The organism is Microbacterium sp. LMC-P-041 (assembly GCF_030209555.1).
Classification (GTDB): Bacteria; Actinomycetota; Actinomycetes; order Actinomycetales; family Microbacteriaceae; genus Microbacterium.
In genome coordinates this window covers 1-15598 of record NZ_JARVRV010000009.1, presented here as the reverse complement: position 1 = coordinate 15598, position 15598 = coordinate 1, and the positions used below count along the sequence as shown (strand labels likewise).

Here is a 15598-nt window from a genome sequence, read left to right as displayed (position 1 = left end):
GCCCCACCCCGCAGACGTCTGCAGGGTGGGGCCTCGTCGTTCAGACGGTCACAGTCCGGGATCAGATCAGGCCCTCCGACAGGGTCGTCGGGTTGCCGAACCGGTGGTTCGTGATCGAGACGGCCTGCTCGTGCAGGAACGGCAGCATCTCGACGCGACCCGCACCCGTCACGGCGTGCGACCAGACGGCGACATCAGGCGTGCCGCCGAGGGCCTCGAACAGAGCCGACGCATCGCCGCCGACCAGGCGCACGCGCTGCCAGGTGTGCTCGGCCTTCGCCGCGGCCTTCGCGTAGCGCTTGACCCAGGCGGCGTCGTTCTCGATCTTCGGAGTCACGCCCTGCGCGCGCAGCGCCTTCTCGACGCGAGACGGCAGAGCGGATGCCGACACCGTGAACGGGCTGCCGCTGCGCAGCGCAGAGGCGATCACGCGGATGCCGTCGGCGAGCGACGCCGCCTCGGCGATGCGCACGTCGACGGCGACCGGGCGGTACCGGAACACGTTGCGCTCGACACCGAGACCGGACTTGTCGCTCACGGCGCCGAACTCGTCGACCCAGGCACGCTCGTCGGACGCGGCGGCGCGATGCAGCCACTCGATCTCGACGGCGCCGAGGTCTGCACCCGCAGCGGCGAGCACGGCCTCGACGGCCGAGTTCACGGCGGCGCCGGGCGCTGCGGCGGGAAGTTCGGCCGGGGCCCACTCTCCGAGGCCGAACAGGTAGTTCGGGCCACCGGCCTTCGCGCCGGCACCGACCGCGGAGCGCTTCCAGCCGCCGAACGGCTGACGCTGCACGATCGCGCCGGTGATGCCGCGGTTGACGTAGAGGTTGCCGGCCTCGACCTGGTCGAGCCAGGTGGCGACCTCATCGGAGTCGAGCGAGTGGATGCCGGCGGTGAGGCCGTAGTCGACGGCATTCTGCAGACGGATCGCCTCGTCGAGGTCCTTCGCGCGCATGATGCCGAGCACGGGTCCGAAGAACTCCGTCAGGTGCGTGGTCGAACCCGGAGCGACGCCGATCTTGACGCCGGGAGTCCACTGACGCCCCTCGTCGTCGAGCTTCTTCGGCTCGACGAGCCAGCGCTCGCCCTTTTCGAGAGTCGTCAGCGCCGTGAGCAGCTTGCCGTTCGCCGGCTCGATGATCGGTCCCATCTGAGTCGCCGGGTCGTCGGGCAGGCCGACGCGCATCGAGGTGACGGCGTCGACCAGCTGACGCTCGAAGCGCTGCGAGTCGGCGACCGAGCCCACGAGGATCGCGAGCGATGCCGCCGAGCACTTCTGCCCCGCGTGGCCGAACGCACTGCGGGCGACGTCGGCGGCCGCGAGGTCGAGGTCGGCCGACGGCGTCACGATGATCGCGTTCTTGCCGCTGGTCTCGGCGAGCAGCGGCAGGTCGGAGCGGAACGAGCGGAACAGCTGCGCCGTCTCGTAGGCACCGGTGAGGATGACCCGGTCGACCTCGGGGCTGGCGACGAGACGCGTTCCGAGATCGCGGTTCGCGAGATCGACGAGGGCGAGCAGGTCACGCGGCACACCGGCCGCCCACAGCGCCTCGACCATGACCGCGCCGCAGCGCTGCGTGAGCTTGGCGGGCTTGATGATCACACCGGAGCCCGAGGCGAGGCCGGCGAGCACTCCACCGGCGGGGATCGCGACCGGGAAGTTCCACGGCGGCGTCACCACGGTGACCTTCGACGGGACGAACTCCGCACCCGAGACGTTCTCGAGGTCGAGGGCACGCTCGGCGTAGTAGTGCGCGAAGTCGATCGCCTCCGAGACCTCCGGGTCGGCCTCGGCGATGGTCTTGCCCGCCTCGTGGGCCATGATCTCGATCAGCTGGCCGCGACGGGCTGCGAGCTCGTCGCCCGCGCGGTGCAGCACGGCCGCACGCTCGGCGGCCGGCAGGGCGGCCCACCGCACGGCGGCGGCGGATGCGGCGGCGAAGATGCCGTCGAGCTCGTCGGTCGTCTCGACCTTGGCGAGAGCGATCGAGTCGAGACCCAGTGTCGACTCCAGCGACCGCGCCAGGATCTCGCGACCCCAGGTGCGGTTCGCGGTGATCGCCGGGTCGCTGTCGGGCTGGTTCTCGAAACCGGTGCTGACCTCACCACCGGCACCCGCGGCGGCCTCGGCCGCACGGTCCTGCACGCGGTTCGACGAGGGCACGGAGCGGTCGGCCTCGAGACCGGCCAGGGAGCGCTCGAAGCGCTCACGCTCACGAGTGAGCAGTGCGGGGTCCGATGCGAGCTCGAACACGGCCGACATGAAGTTCTCCGGGCTCGCGTTCTCCTCGAGGCGGCGCACGAGGTACGCGATGGCCACGTCGAACTCGGCCGGGTTCACCACGGGCGTGTAGAGCAGCAGCTGACCGACGTCCTTGCGGACGGCCTCGGCCTGACCCGTCGCCATGCCGAGGAGCATCTCGTACTCGACGGCATCCGTCACCCCGCGGGCCTGCGCCAGCAGCCAGGTGTACGCGATGTCGAAGAGGTTGTGTCCCGCGACGCCGATGCGCACGGCATCCAGTCGATCGGGCGTCATCGACCAGTCGAGCACCCGCTTGTAGTTCGTGTCGGAATCCTGCTTGGTGCCGTAGGTGGCGAGCGGCCAGCCGTGCACCGCCGAGTCGACGTGCTCCATGGCGAGGTTCGCGCCCTTGACGACGCGCACCTTGATCGGCGCACCGCCCTTCGCGCGGCGAGCCGAGGCCCACTCCTGGAGATGCTGCATCGCGCCGAGCGCATCGGGCAGGTAGGCCTGCAGCACGATCCCGGCCTCGAGGTTCTCGAGCCCGGGCTGGTCGAGGATGCTGGTGAACGCCGCGATCGTCAGGTCGAGGTCGCGGAACTCCTCCATGTCGAGGTTGATGAACTTGGTCTTGCCGGCGGCCTCCGAGGTCGCGGCGAGCTCGTACAGCGGGGTGAGCTTCTCGACGACGTCGGCCACGGCCTCGTCGAACGACCACATCGACAGCTGGCTGACGACGCTCGACACCTTGATCGACACGTAGTCCACGTCCTTGCGGGCGAGGAAGTCGTAGGTGCCCTGCAGGCGGCGGCCGGCCTCACGCTCGCCGAGCACCGCCTCGCCGAGGAGGTTGAGGTTCAGGCGGTTGCCGCTCTTGCGCAGCTTCGCGATCGCCGGGCCGAGCTTCGACGGCGTCGCGTCGAGCACGAGGTGCCCGACCATCGCGCGCAGCACGCGGCGCGAGATCGGCACGACGACGCCGGGCAGCTTCGGCGCCCAGAAGCCGCCGGTCTTGATCGCGGCGCGGAGGTAGCCGGGCAGCAGCGAGGGCGTGATGTCCGAGAGGTCGGCGAGAGCGCGGCCGGCGACACTGAGGTCTTCCGGGCGCATCACGCCGTCGACGAAGCCGACCGTGAAAGCGAGTCCGTTCGGGTCCTTGAGAACCTCGGAGAGACGCTGCGCTGCGGGCTCGACGGGGTGCGTCTCGCTCTCGGTGAGCCAACGCTGCACGAGGGCGGCGACCTCGTCGGTGCTCGGCGTGGTGTCGGGGGTGGTGGTGTCGGCGACGACAGTCATCGGGGTGAGCCTTCCAGGGGGATCGCACACCCGGGAACGTGTGCGGCTCGATCATTGTCAGCCTCGCCGGTAGGCTACGTCTATCAACCGATTCGGGACCATTCTGTTCAGCCGGAGTGAACGATGGGGACGACTCCGAAAGGCTCAGGATGCTCGACGTCAACCGACTGCGGATGCTGGTCGAACTGTCTCGTCGCGGCACGCTCTCGGCCGTCGCCGATGCGCTCTCGTACAGCAAGGCTTCGGTGTCGCAGCAGCTCAGCGCCCTCGAACGAGACGTCGGCGTCCCGCTGCTCCGCCGGGTGGGGCGCGGCGTGCAGTTCACCCCGCAGGGCACCGTGCTCGTGGCCGAGGCGATCGGCATCCTCGATCAGCTCGAACACGCCGAGGTGGCGGTCGCCGAGTCGCTCACCGAGGTGACCGGCACCGTGCACATCGCGGTCTTCCAATCGACGGCGCACTCCCTGCTCCCCGGGGCGCTCAACGCGCTGCGCGAGCAGCATCCGGCCCTGCGCGTGGAGGTCACCGAGAGCGATCCCGAGACCGGGCTCGTCGGCGTCTCGAGCCGCGACTTCGACCTGATCCTCGCCGAGCAGTACCCCGGTCGCACCCGCCCGATCCACGCCGATCTCGATCGCGTGGTGCTCGTGCACGACTCCATCACGCTGGCCAGGAAGCCGGGGACCCGGGATGCCGAGGACGCCGTCGCCGCGCTCTGGTCGACCAGGGATGCGCCGTGGGTGCTCGAACCCGCAGGCACGGCGTCGCGAGCCTGGGCCGAGCAGCTGTGCCGCACCGCCGGCTTCGAGCCCGACGTGCGCTTCGAGGTCGCCGATCTCACGGCGCACGTGCGTCTGATCCGCGCCGGTCTCGCCGTCGGACTCCTTCCCGAGCTCGTGTGGGCCGGCGAGGCACCGACCGTCGCGCTCACGCCGCTGCCCGATGAGCCACGTCGGGAGATCTTCTCCTCCGCTCGTCGGGTATCGGCCGCAGCGCCGTCGATCCGTGCGGTGCGGCGAGCTCTCGCCTCCGCCGCATCCCGCAACCTGCTGGACTGAGCGCGGATCGTCCCCCGACGTCATCTCGCGTCATCGGGAATATGCGTTCACATACATCTGTTGAGACCCTCGTACCCGGACGAAGGAGTCCGATCGACTCCTTTTCGAAAGGCACTTCCGTGAGCACTCCCGTGATCGACCGCACCGCCCCCACCGAGCACCCCGTGCTCGACGTCCTCGCCGGGCGCTGGAGCCCCCGCGCCTACGACGCCGAGACCACGATCGACGACGCCAAGCTGAACGCCGCCCTCGAGGCCGCACGCTGGTCGCCGTCGGCCTACAACCTGCAGCCGTGGCGGTTCATCGTCGCTCGCCGCGGCACCGCACTGTTCGACCAGGTCGTCGACTCGCTGGTCGAGTTCAACCAGCTCTGGGCCTCGAAGGCCTCGGCGCTCGTCGTCGCGATCGCCGAGACCGAGTCCGAAGAGGGCAAGGCGATCAGCCACGCGGTCTACGACCTCGGCCAGGCCGTCGCGCACTTCTCGGTGCAGGCCCACCACGAGGGTCTTCTCGTGCACCAGATGAGCGGCTTCGACCCCGAGGTCATCCGCGAGTTCGCCGACCTGTCGCCGCGATTCTCCGCCCTCACCGTCATCGCTGTCGGTGAGCTCGGTGACGCCGCCGGTCTTCCTGAAGGACTCCAGCAGGGCGAGGTCGCCCCGCGCGTGCGTCGCCCGATCGACGAGACCGTCATCCTCAGCGCCTGACGCATCGCCCACGGGCGACACACAAGAGGGGCGGATGCCATGGCATGGCATCCGCCCCTCTTGTCATGCCCGGGGGTGACCGAGGCACATGGCCGGGTCCTACTCGTCGAGCAGCTCGGCGTCGATCACATCGTCGTCGTCGGATCCGAGATCGGGCTCGGGCTCGGGTGACGTCGACGTGAGCATGAGCCCGCTGCCGTCGACCGCGACGTCGACCCTGACCAGGTCGCCGTCGTGCACGCCGCCCGAGAGCAACGCCGTGGCCAGCTTGTTCTGCACCTCGGTCTGGATGAGACGCCGCAGCGGCCGGGCGCCGAACATCGGGTCGTAGCCGCGCTCGGCGAGCCACGACCGCGCGTCGGGCGTGACCGCCAGAGTGAGTCGCCGATCGCGCAGGCGGTCGTGCAGCTGGTCGATCGACAGCTCGACGATCTGCGCCAGGTCGTCCTGACTGAGCGCGGAGAACATCACGATGTCGTCGAGACGGTTGAGGAACTCGGGCCGGAACGCCTGGTGCACGAGCGCCATCACCTGCTCGCGCTTCTCATCGGGCGACAGCGTCGGATCGATGAGGATCGGCGAACCGAGGTTCGAGGTGAGGATCAGGATGACGTTCGAGAAGTCGACCGTGCGGCCCTGTCCGTCGGTCAGTCGACCGTCGTCGAGAACCTGCAGCAGCACGTCGAAGACCTCGGGGTGCGCCTTCTCGACCTCGTCGAGCAGTACGACGCTGTAGGGACGCCGTCGCACCGCCTCGGTCAGCTGACCGCCCTGCTCATAGCCCACGTACCCGGGAGGGGCTCCGACGAGCCGGGAGACGGAGTGCTTCTCGCCGTACTCCGACATGTCGATGCGCACCATGGCGCGCTCGTCGTCGAACAGGAAGTCGGCCAGGGCCTTCGCCAGCTCGGTCTTTCCGACACCGGTCGGGCCGAGGAACAGGAACGATCCGGTCGGGCGACCGGGGTCGCTGATGCCCGCACGCGAGCGCCGCACGGCATCGGAGACGGCCTTCACGGCATCCTTCTGTCCGATCAGGCGCTTGCCGAGCTCGGATTCGAGGTGCAGCAGTCGCTCGCTCTCACCCTGCAGCAGTCGCCCGACGGGGATGCCGGTCCATGCGGCGATCACGGCGGCGATGTCCTCGTCGGTGACCTGCTCATTGACCATGCGACCCTCGGTCGACACCGTCGCCTCGGCCTGCTCGGCCTCGGCGATGTCGCGTTCGAGGCGCTTGATCGTCTCGTACTCGAGCTTCGAGGCGCGCGTGTAGTCGGCCTCCCGCATCGCGAGGTCGCGCTGGGTGATCGCATCGTCGAGCTGCTTCTTCAGGTCGCCGACGCGGTTGAGGCCCTGGCGCTCGCGCGCCCAGCGGGCTTCGAGCTCGGCGAGCTGCGCCTCCATGCCCACGAGCTGCTCGCGGAGGGCCGCGAGTCGCTCTTTCGACGCGGCGTCCTTCTCGCGCTTGAGGGCCAGCTCTTCGAGCTTCATGCGGTCGACCTGACGCTTCAGCTGGTCGATCTCGACCGGCGACGAATCGATCTCCATCTTGAGCCGCGACATCGACTCGTCGATCAGGTCGATCGCCTTGTCGGGAAGCTGCCTGGCCGGCAGGTACCGGTTCGACAGTGCCGCGGCGGCGACCAGCGCGCTGTCGGCGATCGTCACCCCGTGATGCGCTTCGTAGCGGCCCTTGAGCCCCCGGAGGATCGCGATGGTGTCCTCGACCGTGGGCTCACCGACGTAGACCTGCTGGAAGCGACGCTCGAGAGCGGCGTCCTTCTCGATGAACTCCCGATACTCGTTGAGAGTCGTCGCGCCGATCAGACGCAGCTCGCCCCTGGCCAGCATCGGCTTGAGCATGTTCGACGCCGCGACCGAGCCTTCGCCGCCGCCCGCGCCCATGAGCACGTGCAGCTCGTCGATGAAGGTGATGATCTGCCCGTCGGATTCGGTGATCTCCTTGAGGACGCTCTTCAGCCGCTCCTCGAACTGGCCGCGGTACATCGCCCCGGCGACGAGGGCCGAGATGTCGAGCGACACGAGCTCCTTGTCCTTGAGCGACTCGGCGACGTCACCCGCCACGATGCGCTGGGCGAGCCCCTCGACGACGGCCGTCTTGCCGACGCCGGGCTCGCCGATCAGCACGGGGTTGTTCTTCGTGCGACGGGTGAGCACCTGGCTGACTCGACGGATCTCGCTGTCTCGCCCGATCACCGGGTCGAGCTTGCCCTGTCGGGCACGGTCGGTCAGATTGATACCGAACTGCTGGAGGGCGGACTGCTGGTCATCGTTCTGGGGACTGCTCTGCGGGCTTGGCATGTGTTCCTCCTGGGGAGACTCCTTCGGGTCGGCATCCACAAAGTTGAGTGGATGTGACTCAAGTTTAGCGCATTCTGCGCGCGGCATCCAGGATCACGCGGGCGACCTCGCGCTTCGATCCCGCGGCGGATGCCACGACCTCACCTTCCGCCCCGACGATCTCGACCGCGTTGTCGCGCTTCTCGAAGCCGTGATCGGCGTTCGCGAGGTTCACCGCGAGCAGGTCGACGCCCTTGCGCTCGCGCTTGCGGCGAGCGCGCTCGCGACGTTCGTCCGCGTCCTCCGAGGTCTCGGCCGCGAAGGCGACGATGGTCTGCCCCTGCGGCGCACGGCCGTCGGCGCGGGATGCCGCGAGCGCGGCGACCACGTCCTCGTTCTCGACCAGGTCGAGGTGCGTGAGCACGCCCTGCTCCTTCGTGAGCTTGTGCTCCGACACCGTCGCGGGGCGGTAGTCGGCGACGGCGGCGGCCATGATGACGATGTCGGCAGCCCCGGCGGCATCCTTCATCGCGTCGGCGAGCTCGGCCGCGGTCCCGACCGGGACGACCCTGACGGACGGATGCCGGGCATCGGCCAGCACATCGGCTGAGATGTTGGCGGCGACCAGCGTGACGTTCGCGCCGCGGGCTGCGGCGTCCACCGCGAGCGCGATGCCCTGTCGGCCGCTCGACCGGTTGCCGAGGAAGCGCACGGGATCGATCGGCTCCCTGGTGCCGCCCGCGGACACGACCACACCCAGCCCGCCGAGGTCACGCGGCGCGAGGAGCGCGACGGCCGCCTCGAAGATCTGCTCCGGCTCCGACATGCGGCCGGGCCCGCTGTCGCCCCCGGCGAGCTCGCCGTCGGACGGGCCGACCAGATGCACTCCGCGCGACCTCAGGGTCGCGATGTTCGCCTGCGTGGCGGCGTTGCGCCACATCTCGGCGTGCATGGCCGGCGCGATGAGCACCGGAGCCTCGGTCGCGAGCAGCGTGGTGCCGAGCAGATCGTCCGCGATGCCCGCGGTGATCTTCGCGATCGAGTTCGCCGTCGCGGGGGCGACGATCACCAGGTCGGCGTTCTGGCCCAGTGCGACATGACGCACCCGCGCGACGTCGTCATGCACGCTCGTCGTGACCGGATGCCGGCTCAGAGCCTCCCACGTCGGGGTGCCGACGAATCGCAGGGCGTCCTCGGTCGGAACGACGGTCACCTCGTGTCCGGCCTTCGTCAGCAGACGCACCAGGTGCACTGTCTTGTATGCGGCGATGCCACCCGTAACCCCGACGACGATGTTCACGGTTCGATTCTGCCCCAGCATCCGACGTCGCGGGCCCGGGACTGCGACGCGCTTCTAGACTGGATCCTGTGTGCACCGTGGTGATCGATGTGACCGGATCCGAGACCGCGCGACTGCTCGCAGTGCGCGATGAAGACCCGCAACGGGAGTGGGATGCCCTCGGCGAATGGTGGCCGGACGCCTACCCCGGGGTCTCGGGCATCCGCGACCGGCGTGCCGGTGGCGCGTGGCTCGCAGTGAATGCGGCAGACAGACGACTCGCAGTGCTGCTGAACCGCGCCGACGTCGTGGATCTCGCGGCAGACGTCGCCGTCTCTCGCGGTTCGCTCGCCCTCGAATCGGTCATGGGGCGGTCCCCGGTGGCTCCGCTTCCCATGCACGGCTTCAACCTGCTCGAGGTTCGGCCGGAGGGAGCGCGCGTGCTGAGCTGGGACGGCGCGGAGCTGCGCGAGACACCGCTCGGCGATGGCATCCACATGATCGCGCACGACGACCTCGACGACCTCGGCACTCCCCGGATCGCGGCGTGGCTGCCGGAGTTCCGGGCGCTCGGGCCCGCGGCCGACAGCGGCGACTGGACCGGCGAGTGGACGACGCTGCTCGCCTCGTCGGCACGGTTGGACCCGGAGGACGATCGGGCGATCATCCGCGACAACCGTCCGCACGGCTACCCGACCCAGTCGCTGCTGTACTGCACCGCCGCGGTCACCCCCGACGGGGTCGACGTCGACTATCGCGCGCTTCCCAGCCCCGGCCACTGGGACCACTGAGCAGCGTGCGTCGCTGAGCGCAACGTGGCTCGCGCCGGGCCGCGTGCGTCGCTGAGCGCCGCGTGCGTCGCGCGGTGCCGCGCTCAGGCCGCAGACGACTCGCCGTCGTCGGCGCACGAGAAGCGCGCACGGTAGGCCGTCGGGGTGGTGCCGAGCACCCGCGAGAAGTTCTGCCGCAGCACGGCAGCCGACCCGAAGCCGCACTCGTCGGCGATCTGCTCGAGCGACAGATCGCTGCGCTCGAGCATCCGCTGGGCGTGCAGCACACGCTGCCGCGCCAGCCAGGCCGCCGGAGTCGCGCCGTACTCCGCCTTGAACCGTCGGGCGAACGTGCGGGGAGACATGAGCGCGCGGGCCGCGAGCTGGTCGACGCCGAGATCGTCGCGGAGGTGCGCGACGGCCCAGTCCGCGACGGCGGCGAGCGAATCGTTCTGCGCGACGGGGATCGGACGGTCGATGAACTGCGCCTGGCCTCCGTCGCGCTGCGGCGGCACGACCATGCGACGGGCGATGCGGTTGGTGAGCTCGGCCCCGAGCTCGATCCGCAGCAGGTGCAGGCAGGCGTCGATGCCCGCCGCCGTGCCTGCGCTCGTGATGATGCGGTCGTCCTGCACGAAGAGCACGTCGGGGTCGATGTCGATCTCGGGATACATCTCGGCCATCACGTCGGAGTACATCCAGTGCGTGGTCGCCCGACGCCCGTCGAGCACTCCGGCGGCGGCGAGGATGAAGGATCCGCTGCAGATCGTCAGCACCCAGGCGCCGCGCGCGACCGCGTCGCGGGCGACCTCGAGGAGCAGCGGGTCGATCTGCGTCCAGTACTCCCGGGGAACCGGACACAGGATGACGAGGTCCGCTTCGTAGGCGAACGACAGGTCGTGCTCGACGTTGATCGAGAAGCCGAGCTTCGACTGCACGACACCGGGGTGCGGAGCGACGACCCGGAAGTCGAAGTTCGGGACCCCGTCGTTCGACCGGTCCAGTCCGAACGCCTCGCAGGCGAGGCCGAACTCGAACGGCGCGAATCCGTCTTGGACGACGCAGGCGACGGTCTTCATCATGGCGCTCTCCCGGTTTGGCAGTTTTCCTACGTGCAGAGTCTATTCTGCCACTCGTGGCAGATCAACAGTGATCGTAGCGTTTCTGCCATGTTCCTCATCATCGCACTCATAGCCCTCGCCGTGTGGGCTCTCGTGTCCACGGTCATCGAACTCCGCCGCGACGGATACCGACGCGTTCCCACCGACTGGTCCCGCGTCGCCGATCGAGACGCGCTCGACCGAGCGGAGACCGGGCGCGTCTATCGCTGAACCGGAGCGGAATCTCCCAGCGCGCCGGCATGCGCGGCTACGCTCGTGTGCATGAGCGAGCCCCAGCAGCCTCCCGCGCAGCCACACGGAACTCCCCCGGACTACGCGGGCTCGCACTATCCGGCGCAGCCGGTACCGCAGCCGGTACCGCAGCCGACACCGCAGCCGACACCGCAGCCGACGCAACCGCAGCACGCGCCGCACGACGGCCAGCCGCACGCCGGACAGCCCTACCCCGGACAGCAGCATGCCGGACAGCCCTATGCCGGACAGCCGTACCCGGGCGAGCAGCGTCCGTCCCAGCCCGGAGCCGGCCTCGGGCGCACCGCCTTCCTCCTCGCTCTGGTCTCATTCGCGATCGGGCTTGTCGTCACGCTGTCGTACCCTCTGATGTTCCGGATGACGGGCGACCCCTTCGCGATCGGCGCGTTCTCGGCGATCGGCAACGGACTCGTGCTGGTCGTCGCCGTCGTCGGACTCATCCTCGGCCTGATGTCGGTGCGACGACCGGGGCCGAAGATCCTCGCCGGCATCGCGATCGGCGTCACCGCATCGCAGCTCGTCGGAATCGTCATCTCGTGGGTGTCGAATCTCTTCTACGCGCTTCCCTTCTGACCGTCCGGAGAATCGATGAGCGACCAGCAGCAGAACCCAGACGCCCCCCAGGATTCGGGCAGGCCGTACACGCAGCCGGGCCAGCCGTACGCGCAACCCGGCCAGCCCTACGGACAGCCCGCCCAGCCCTACGGACAGCCCGCCCAGCCCTACGGAGTCGCGACGCCGCCGTACGCATCAGGGCAGACAGCACCGCGGCCCGGGAGCCTCGGTCGCACCGCGTTGATCGTGGCGGTGAGCGCCGCGGCCGTGGGGCTCTTCTTCCAGATCATCACCCCGTTCATGTACATGAGCGTCGGCTACCAGTTCGTCGATCTGCTGTCGAACCTCGTGAATCTCATCGTGCTGGCCGGCGCGGGTGCCGGTCTGGTGCTGGGACTCATCACGCTTCGGCGCCCGGCACCTCACCTGCTCGCGGCGATCGCGATCGGCGTGGGCGGCAGCGCCGTCGTCGGCACCCTCGTCTCGTGGGTGTCGAACCTGTTCTACTACTTCGGGTTCTGAGTGCGAGACTCGGCCGCGAGCACGCGGTCGTAGACCTCGATCATCGCGGCGGTGCGCGACGACTGACGGAACGACTCCGAGACTTCGCGCATGGGCTGAGGAGCGGTGCCGGCAGCGATGTCGGATGCCGCGCGGCGCAGCGTCTCGACGAGACCCGCCCGTCGCTGGTCCTCGGTGCCTGACGCACCCGGGACAGCCCAGAGACCGCCACCCAGTTCTGCGGCGATGTCGGGGTCGCTGATCACAGACGGCGTGCCGAGCGTCGCCGCCTCGAACGGCGTCATCCCCTGCGTCTCGAAGCCGATCGAGGTCTGCACGAGCGCGTCAGCGGCGGCGATTCGCGCCAGCGTGTCGGGATAGCTGAGCTTGCCGGCGAATCGGACCGTCGGCAGGTCCTCGACGATCTTCTCGGCCGCGGCTCGCTGGGCGCCTCCGCCGATGATCTCGAGATCGGCATCGACCCCCGATTCGACGAAGGCCTCGAGGAAGGGGAGCAGTCGCTTCTCGGGGCTCATGCGCCCGAGCCAGACGAAACGGGGGCGCCCCGGTTCACGCTCGCCGGGCGCGGCGGCGAGGGTCGCGTCGCGGATGTCGTCGTCGATGCCGTTCCACACCACATCGACCGGACTGAATACCCCATGCTCTTCGAGGCGTCGGGCGAAGTGGGTCGACGGGGCTGTCACCGCTGACGCGCCGCCGGCGATTCCACGCAGGAACGCCCAGCCGTCACTGCCGCCGATCGTCGGCACCACCCCCGCGAGCGCCCGGCGCCGCCAGATGTTCAACGCAGAGAGCACCGGCCCATGCAGCGGGGTGACCGCGGCGATCCCCACGTCCACGCGGTTGTGCATGGTGTGCACGACGGGAATGCCGTGTCGAGCCGCATATCGGTGCCCGATGAACGCACCCCAGAAGTCCGCCTGGACATGCACGAGATCAACGGGCGGTCGATGCGTCAGCGCCCGATCGAGGAAGCGATCCGTGCGGCGTCCGGGCCAGCTCATCGAATACTCGCGGTCGACGGTGATCGGCACCGACGGCAGGTCGAGGTTCGAGGGATCGATGCCGCCTGCAGCCCGCGATCCGTGCATCTTCGGTGCCACGACGGTCACGGTGTGGCCCGCGCGCTCGAGGAACTCGCGCTGCAGCCGCATCGACACCTGCGCCCCGCCGAGCGAGTCGAGGTGCTGATCGCCGAAGAAGACGATGTGCATGGCGGGTGCCGTCACTCGGGCAGGGGCTCGTCGCGGTACAGCGCCTCGAAGGTGTCGAGCGTGCGGTTGATGTCGTGGATCGCGACGCCGTCGAGAGATGCCTGCTGCATACGGGCGTACTCCCCGGGTGACGCGGTCAGCACATCGGTGAGCCGCGCAGCCAGGGCATCGGCATTGCCCGGTTCGAACAGGTAGCCGTTCTCGCCGTCGTGCACGAGGTGCGGCAGTGCGACGGCATCCGCCGCGACGATCGGGAGCGCTGAGGCCATGGCTTCCATCGTCGCGATCGACTGCAGCTCGGCGATCGAGGCGATCGTGAAGACCGAGGCACGCGAGAGCAGCGCCCGCAGTTCCTCATCGCTGGTGCGTCCGTGGAACGTCACGCGGTCGGCGAGGCCGAGCTGGTGCGAGAGATTCTCGAGCTGCTTGCGCTGGTCCCCGCCGCCGACGATGTCGAACGTGGCGTGCAGTGCGGGGTCGAGCTTCGTCATCGCCTGCAGGATGACCTCGACCTGCTTCTCGGCGGTCAGTCGGCCGACGAAGATGATGCGATTCGCGTCACGGGGCGCGACGACCGGCGTGTACTGGGTGCGGTCGATGCCGCAGCTGACGGGAATGACGTTCTCGACGGCGACGGTGCGCTCGAGGAAGTCGGCTGCTCGACGCGTCGGCGTCGTGATCGCGCGGGTCAGTGCGAAGGTGCGCTTCGCGTCTCCCCACGCCCACCGCAGCACGAGATCGTCGATGAACTTCGGCATCGTGGTGTGGTCGAGGATGTTCTCGGCCATCACATGGTTCGTCGCGATCACCGGGATGCCCCGCTCGTGGGCGATGCGCGAGAGGCCGCGACCGATCACGATGTGCGACTGGATGTGCACGACGTCGGGCTGCACGTCGTCGATGATCTTGCGGGCGTAGTGCTTCACGCGCCACGGCCAGACGAAGCGCAGCCAGTCGTGCGGAGCCCAGCGCACCGAGGGCAGTCGGTGAAGAGTCATCGGCTCGCCCTCGATGACCTCCGTCCGCGCGGGCGTGCGGCGGTAGACCAGGTTCGGGGCGACGACATGCACGTCGTGGCCGCGCTGCACGAGACCGGCGGCGAGGCGCTCGGCGAAGCGCGCGGCGCCGTTGATGTCGGGCGCGAAGGTGTCGCATCCGATCAGGATGCGCAGCGGACGGGGTCCCGTGTGGGGAGCGACGTCGGAAGCACTCGTCGGATCGGAGGTAGAGGAGGACATTCTGCCTTACGGTACGGCGGCCAGGGGAGCCCGATCGGGCGCTCGCCACTCTACCCGAGGGGCTTGTTCGAGCTGCTGAGGCATACCGGCATCCCTCAGCCTCACCCCCTACCGTGGAGGCATGCGACTGACTGCCGACGCCGACCCGCAACTGTGGATCCCCGTGACGGATTCGCTCGGATGGAGGGGTCGCCGGCACCGCAAGGCGGCGATCCGGATGCTGTTGGGGCAGGTGAACTCGGCGATCGGCGCCACGCAGCGTCCGGGTTCGCGGCTCGGCGCCTGGGCGATGAGCCAGGCGGCGCCGATGCTGATGCGCCGGGCGGACGGGCGCGTGCTCGTCTGGACCTGGAAGGCGGACCCTGAGCTGGTCGTGGCGATGGCGACCGCGCAGGCGCTGACTCCCGAAGTCCGGATCGCCCGCGCCTCGATGCCGATGGACTACGACGACACCCAGTCCTTCTCGAGCCGCTGGCTGGGCACGGGAGAGAAGCTCGTCGTGGCGATGCCGCCGTCCCCTGCATCTCCGCCGTTCGTCACCTACACCTGGGACACCGGCACGCACCTGGTGACGTTGACCGCGATGTGCAGCGACCGCGAACGCTTCGGCACGCTCGACGGTGCGCTCGATGACCTCGCGCGCAGCATCCGGGTCGCCGATGAGGTCACGGGCGGCGAATCTCCCGAGGTGCTCCGCCTCGGACCCGCCTGAGCTCGATTCTCCCGCCCGAGCGGCGGTTGCCAGAGTTCGATCGCGGGACCTTCCCCGGTCGTGGATGTGGGCGAAGGTGCCGCATTCGGCTGTTCTTCTCCGGTCAACGCCGTCAGGTCAGACCCGCATAGGGGCGGCTCGAACGTGCACGTTCCGCAGGAGACTGAGCCTCGGTGTGCGCCATCGCTGTTCGGGATCCCACCATCTCGGTCCTCGTACCTGCGGGACCCCGTCGTCCATGCGGATCTCCCACCCGGACGTGCCGAGGCTTCGGTGGTGCCACCAGCACAACGGGACCCCGTTATCCGTGTGAGTCGGACCACCC

The 15598-nt window shown here is 69.3% G+C and carries 13 protein-coding genes; 7 read left to right on the top strand and 6 right to left on the bottom strand.

Going from position 1 to position 15598, the window contains the following annotated elements; translation table 11 throughout:
• Positions 1 to 61: 61 nt before the first annotated feature.
• Positions 62 to 3544, bottom strand: a complete 3483-nt coding sequence (locus QRN21_RS16665) for a proline dehydrogenase family protein (protein ID WP_285365352.1) — start codon at positions 3542 to 3544, stop codon at positions 62 to 64.
• A 149-nt stretch (positions 3545 to 3693) separates the two neighbouring features.
• Here QRN21_RS16665 and QRN21_RS16660 point away from each other — a divergent pair, with 149 nt between their 5' ends.
• Positions 3694 to 4602, top strand: coding sequence for a LysR substrate-binding domain-containing protein (locus QRN21_RS16660; protein WP_053098034.1), 909 nt, complete (start codon positions 3694 to 3696; stop codon positions 4600 to 4602).
• Between the two features lie 119 nt (positions 4603 to 4721).
• Positions 4722 to 5309, top strand: a complete 588-nt coding sequence (locus tag QRN21_RS16655) for a nitroreductase family protein (protein WP_053098035.1) — start codon at positions 4722 to 4724, stop codon at positions 5307 to 5309.
• A 99-nt stretch (positions 5310 to 5408) separates the two neighbouring features.
• Here QRN21_RS16655 and QRN21_RS16650 read toward each other — a convergent pair whose 3' ends face one another.
• Positions 5409 to 7631, bottom strand: a complete 2223-nt coding sequence (locus QRN21_RS16650) for an ATP-dependent Clp protease ATP-binding subunit (protein ID WP_230101032.1) — start codon at positions 7629 to 7631, stop codon at positions 5409 to 5411.
• A 64-nt stretch (positions 7632 to 7695) separates the two neighbouring features.
• Positions 7696 to 8931 carry a bifunctional phosphopantothenoylcysteine decarboxylase/phosphopantothenate--cysteine ligase CoaBC gene (gene coaBC / locus QRN21_RS16645; RefSeq protein WP_502883111.1) on the bottom strand — a complete coding sequence of 412 codons (1236 nt, stop codon included), beginning with the start codon at positions 8929 to 8931 and terminating at the stop codon, positions 7696 to 7698.
• A gap of 47 nt (positions 8932 to 8978) precedes the next feature.
• On the opposite strand from coaBC, the gene QRN21_RS16640 reads away from it, so the two are divergent.
• Entirely contained in the window at positions 8979 to 9680 is a 702-nt protein-coding gene (locus QRN21_RS16640; protein WP_285365347.1) for an NRDE family protein, read from the top strand.
• A gap of 83 nt (positions 9681 to 9763) precedes the next feature.
• Here QRN21_RS16640 and QRN21_RS16635 read toward each other — a convergent pair whose 3' ends face one another.
• Positions 9764 to 10738: a GlxA family transcriptional regulator gene (locus tag QRN21_RS16635; RefSeq protein WP_285365391.1), complete on the bottom strand. Its 975-nt coding sequence runs from the start codon at positions 10736 to 10738 to the stop codon at positions 9764 to 9766.
• Positions 10739 to 10828: 90 nt separating this feature from the next.
• On the opposite strand from QRN21_RS16635, the gene QRN21_RS16630 reads away from it, so the two are divergent.
• From QRN21_RS16630 to QRN21_RS16620, 3 genes are read left to right on the top strand one after another with little or no spacing between them, the layout of a single operon-like run.
• Positions 10829 to 10990 carry a hypothetical protein gene (locus QRN21_RS16630; RefSeq protein ID WP_171821952.1) on the top strand — a complete coding sequence of 54 codons (162 nt, stop codon included), beginning with the start codon at positions 10829 to 10831 and terminating at the stop codon, positions 10988 to 10990.
• A 51-nt stretch (positions 10991 to 11041) separates the two neighbouring features.
• A complete protein-coding gene (locus tag QRN21_RS16625) occupies positions 11042 to 11605 on the top strand; it encodes a hypothetical protein (protein WP_285365345.1) in 564 nt (187 codons plus the stop codon).
• Between the two features lie 15 nt (positions 11606 to 11620).
• Positions 11621 to 12109 carry a hypothetical protein gene (locus tag QRN21_RS16620; protein ID WP_285365344.1) on the top strand — a complete coding sequence of 163 codons (489 nt, stop codon included), beginning with the start codon at positions 11621 to 11623 and terminating at the stop codon, positions 12107 to 12109.
• On the opposite strand, the gene QRN21_RS16615 is transcribed toward QRN21_RS16620, so the two are convergent.
• Positions 12094 to 13338, bottom strand: a complete 1245-nt coding sequence (locus QRN21_RS16615) for a glycosyltransferase family 4 protein (RefSeq protein WP_350223958.1) — start codon at positions 13336 to 13338, stop codon at positions 12094 to 12096. The two genes, QRN21_RS16620 and QRN21_RS16615, sit on opposite strands and share 16 nt — an antisense overlap.
• A complete protein-coding gene (locus tag QRN21_RS16610; protein WP_053098039.1) occupies positions 13335 to 14561 on the bottom strand; it encodes a glycosyltransferase in 1227 nt (408 codons plus the stop codon). Before QRN21_RS16610 ends, QRN21_RS16615 begins: the two co-directional genes overlap by 4 nt.
• Positions 14562 to 14682: 121 nt before the next feature.
• Here QRN21_RS16610 and QRN21_RS16605 point away from each other — a divergent pair, with 121 nt between their 5' ends.
• Positions 14683 to 15273, top strand: coding sequence for a hypothetical protein (locus tag QRN21_RS16605; protein ID WP_053098040.1), 591 nt, complete (start codon positions 14683 to 14685; stop codon positions 15271 to 15273).
• Positions 15274 to 15598 lie beyond the last annotated feature (325 nt).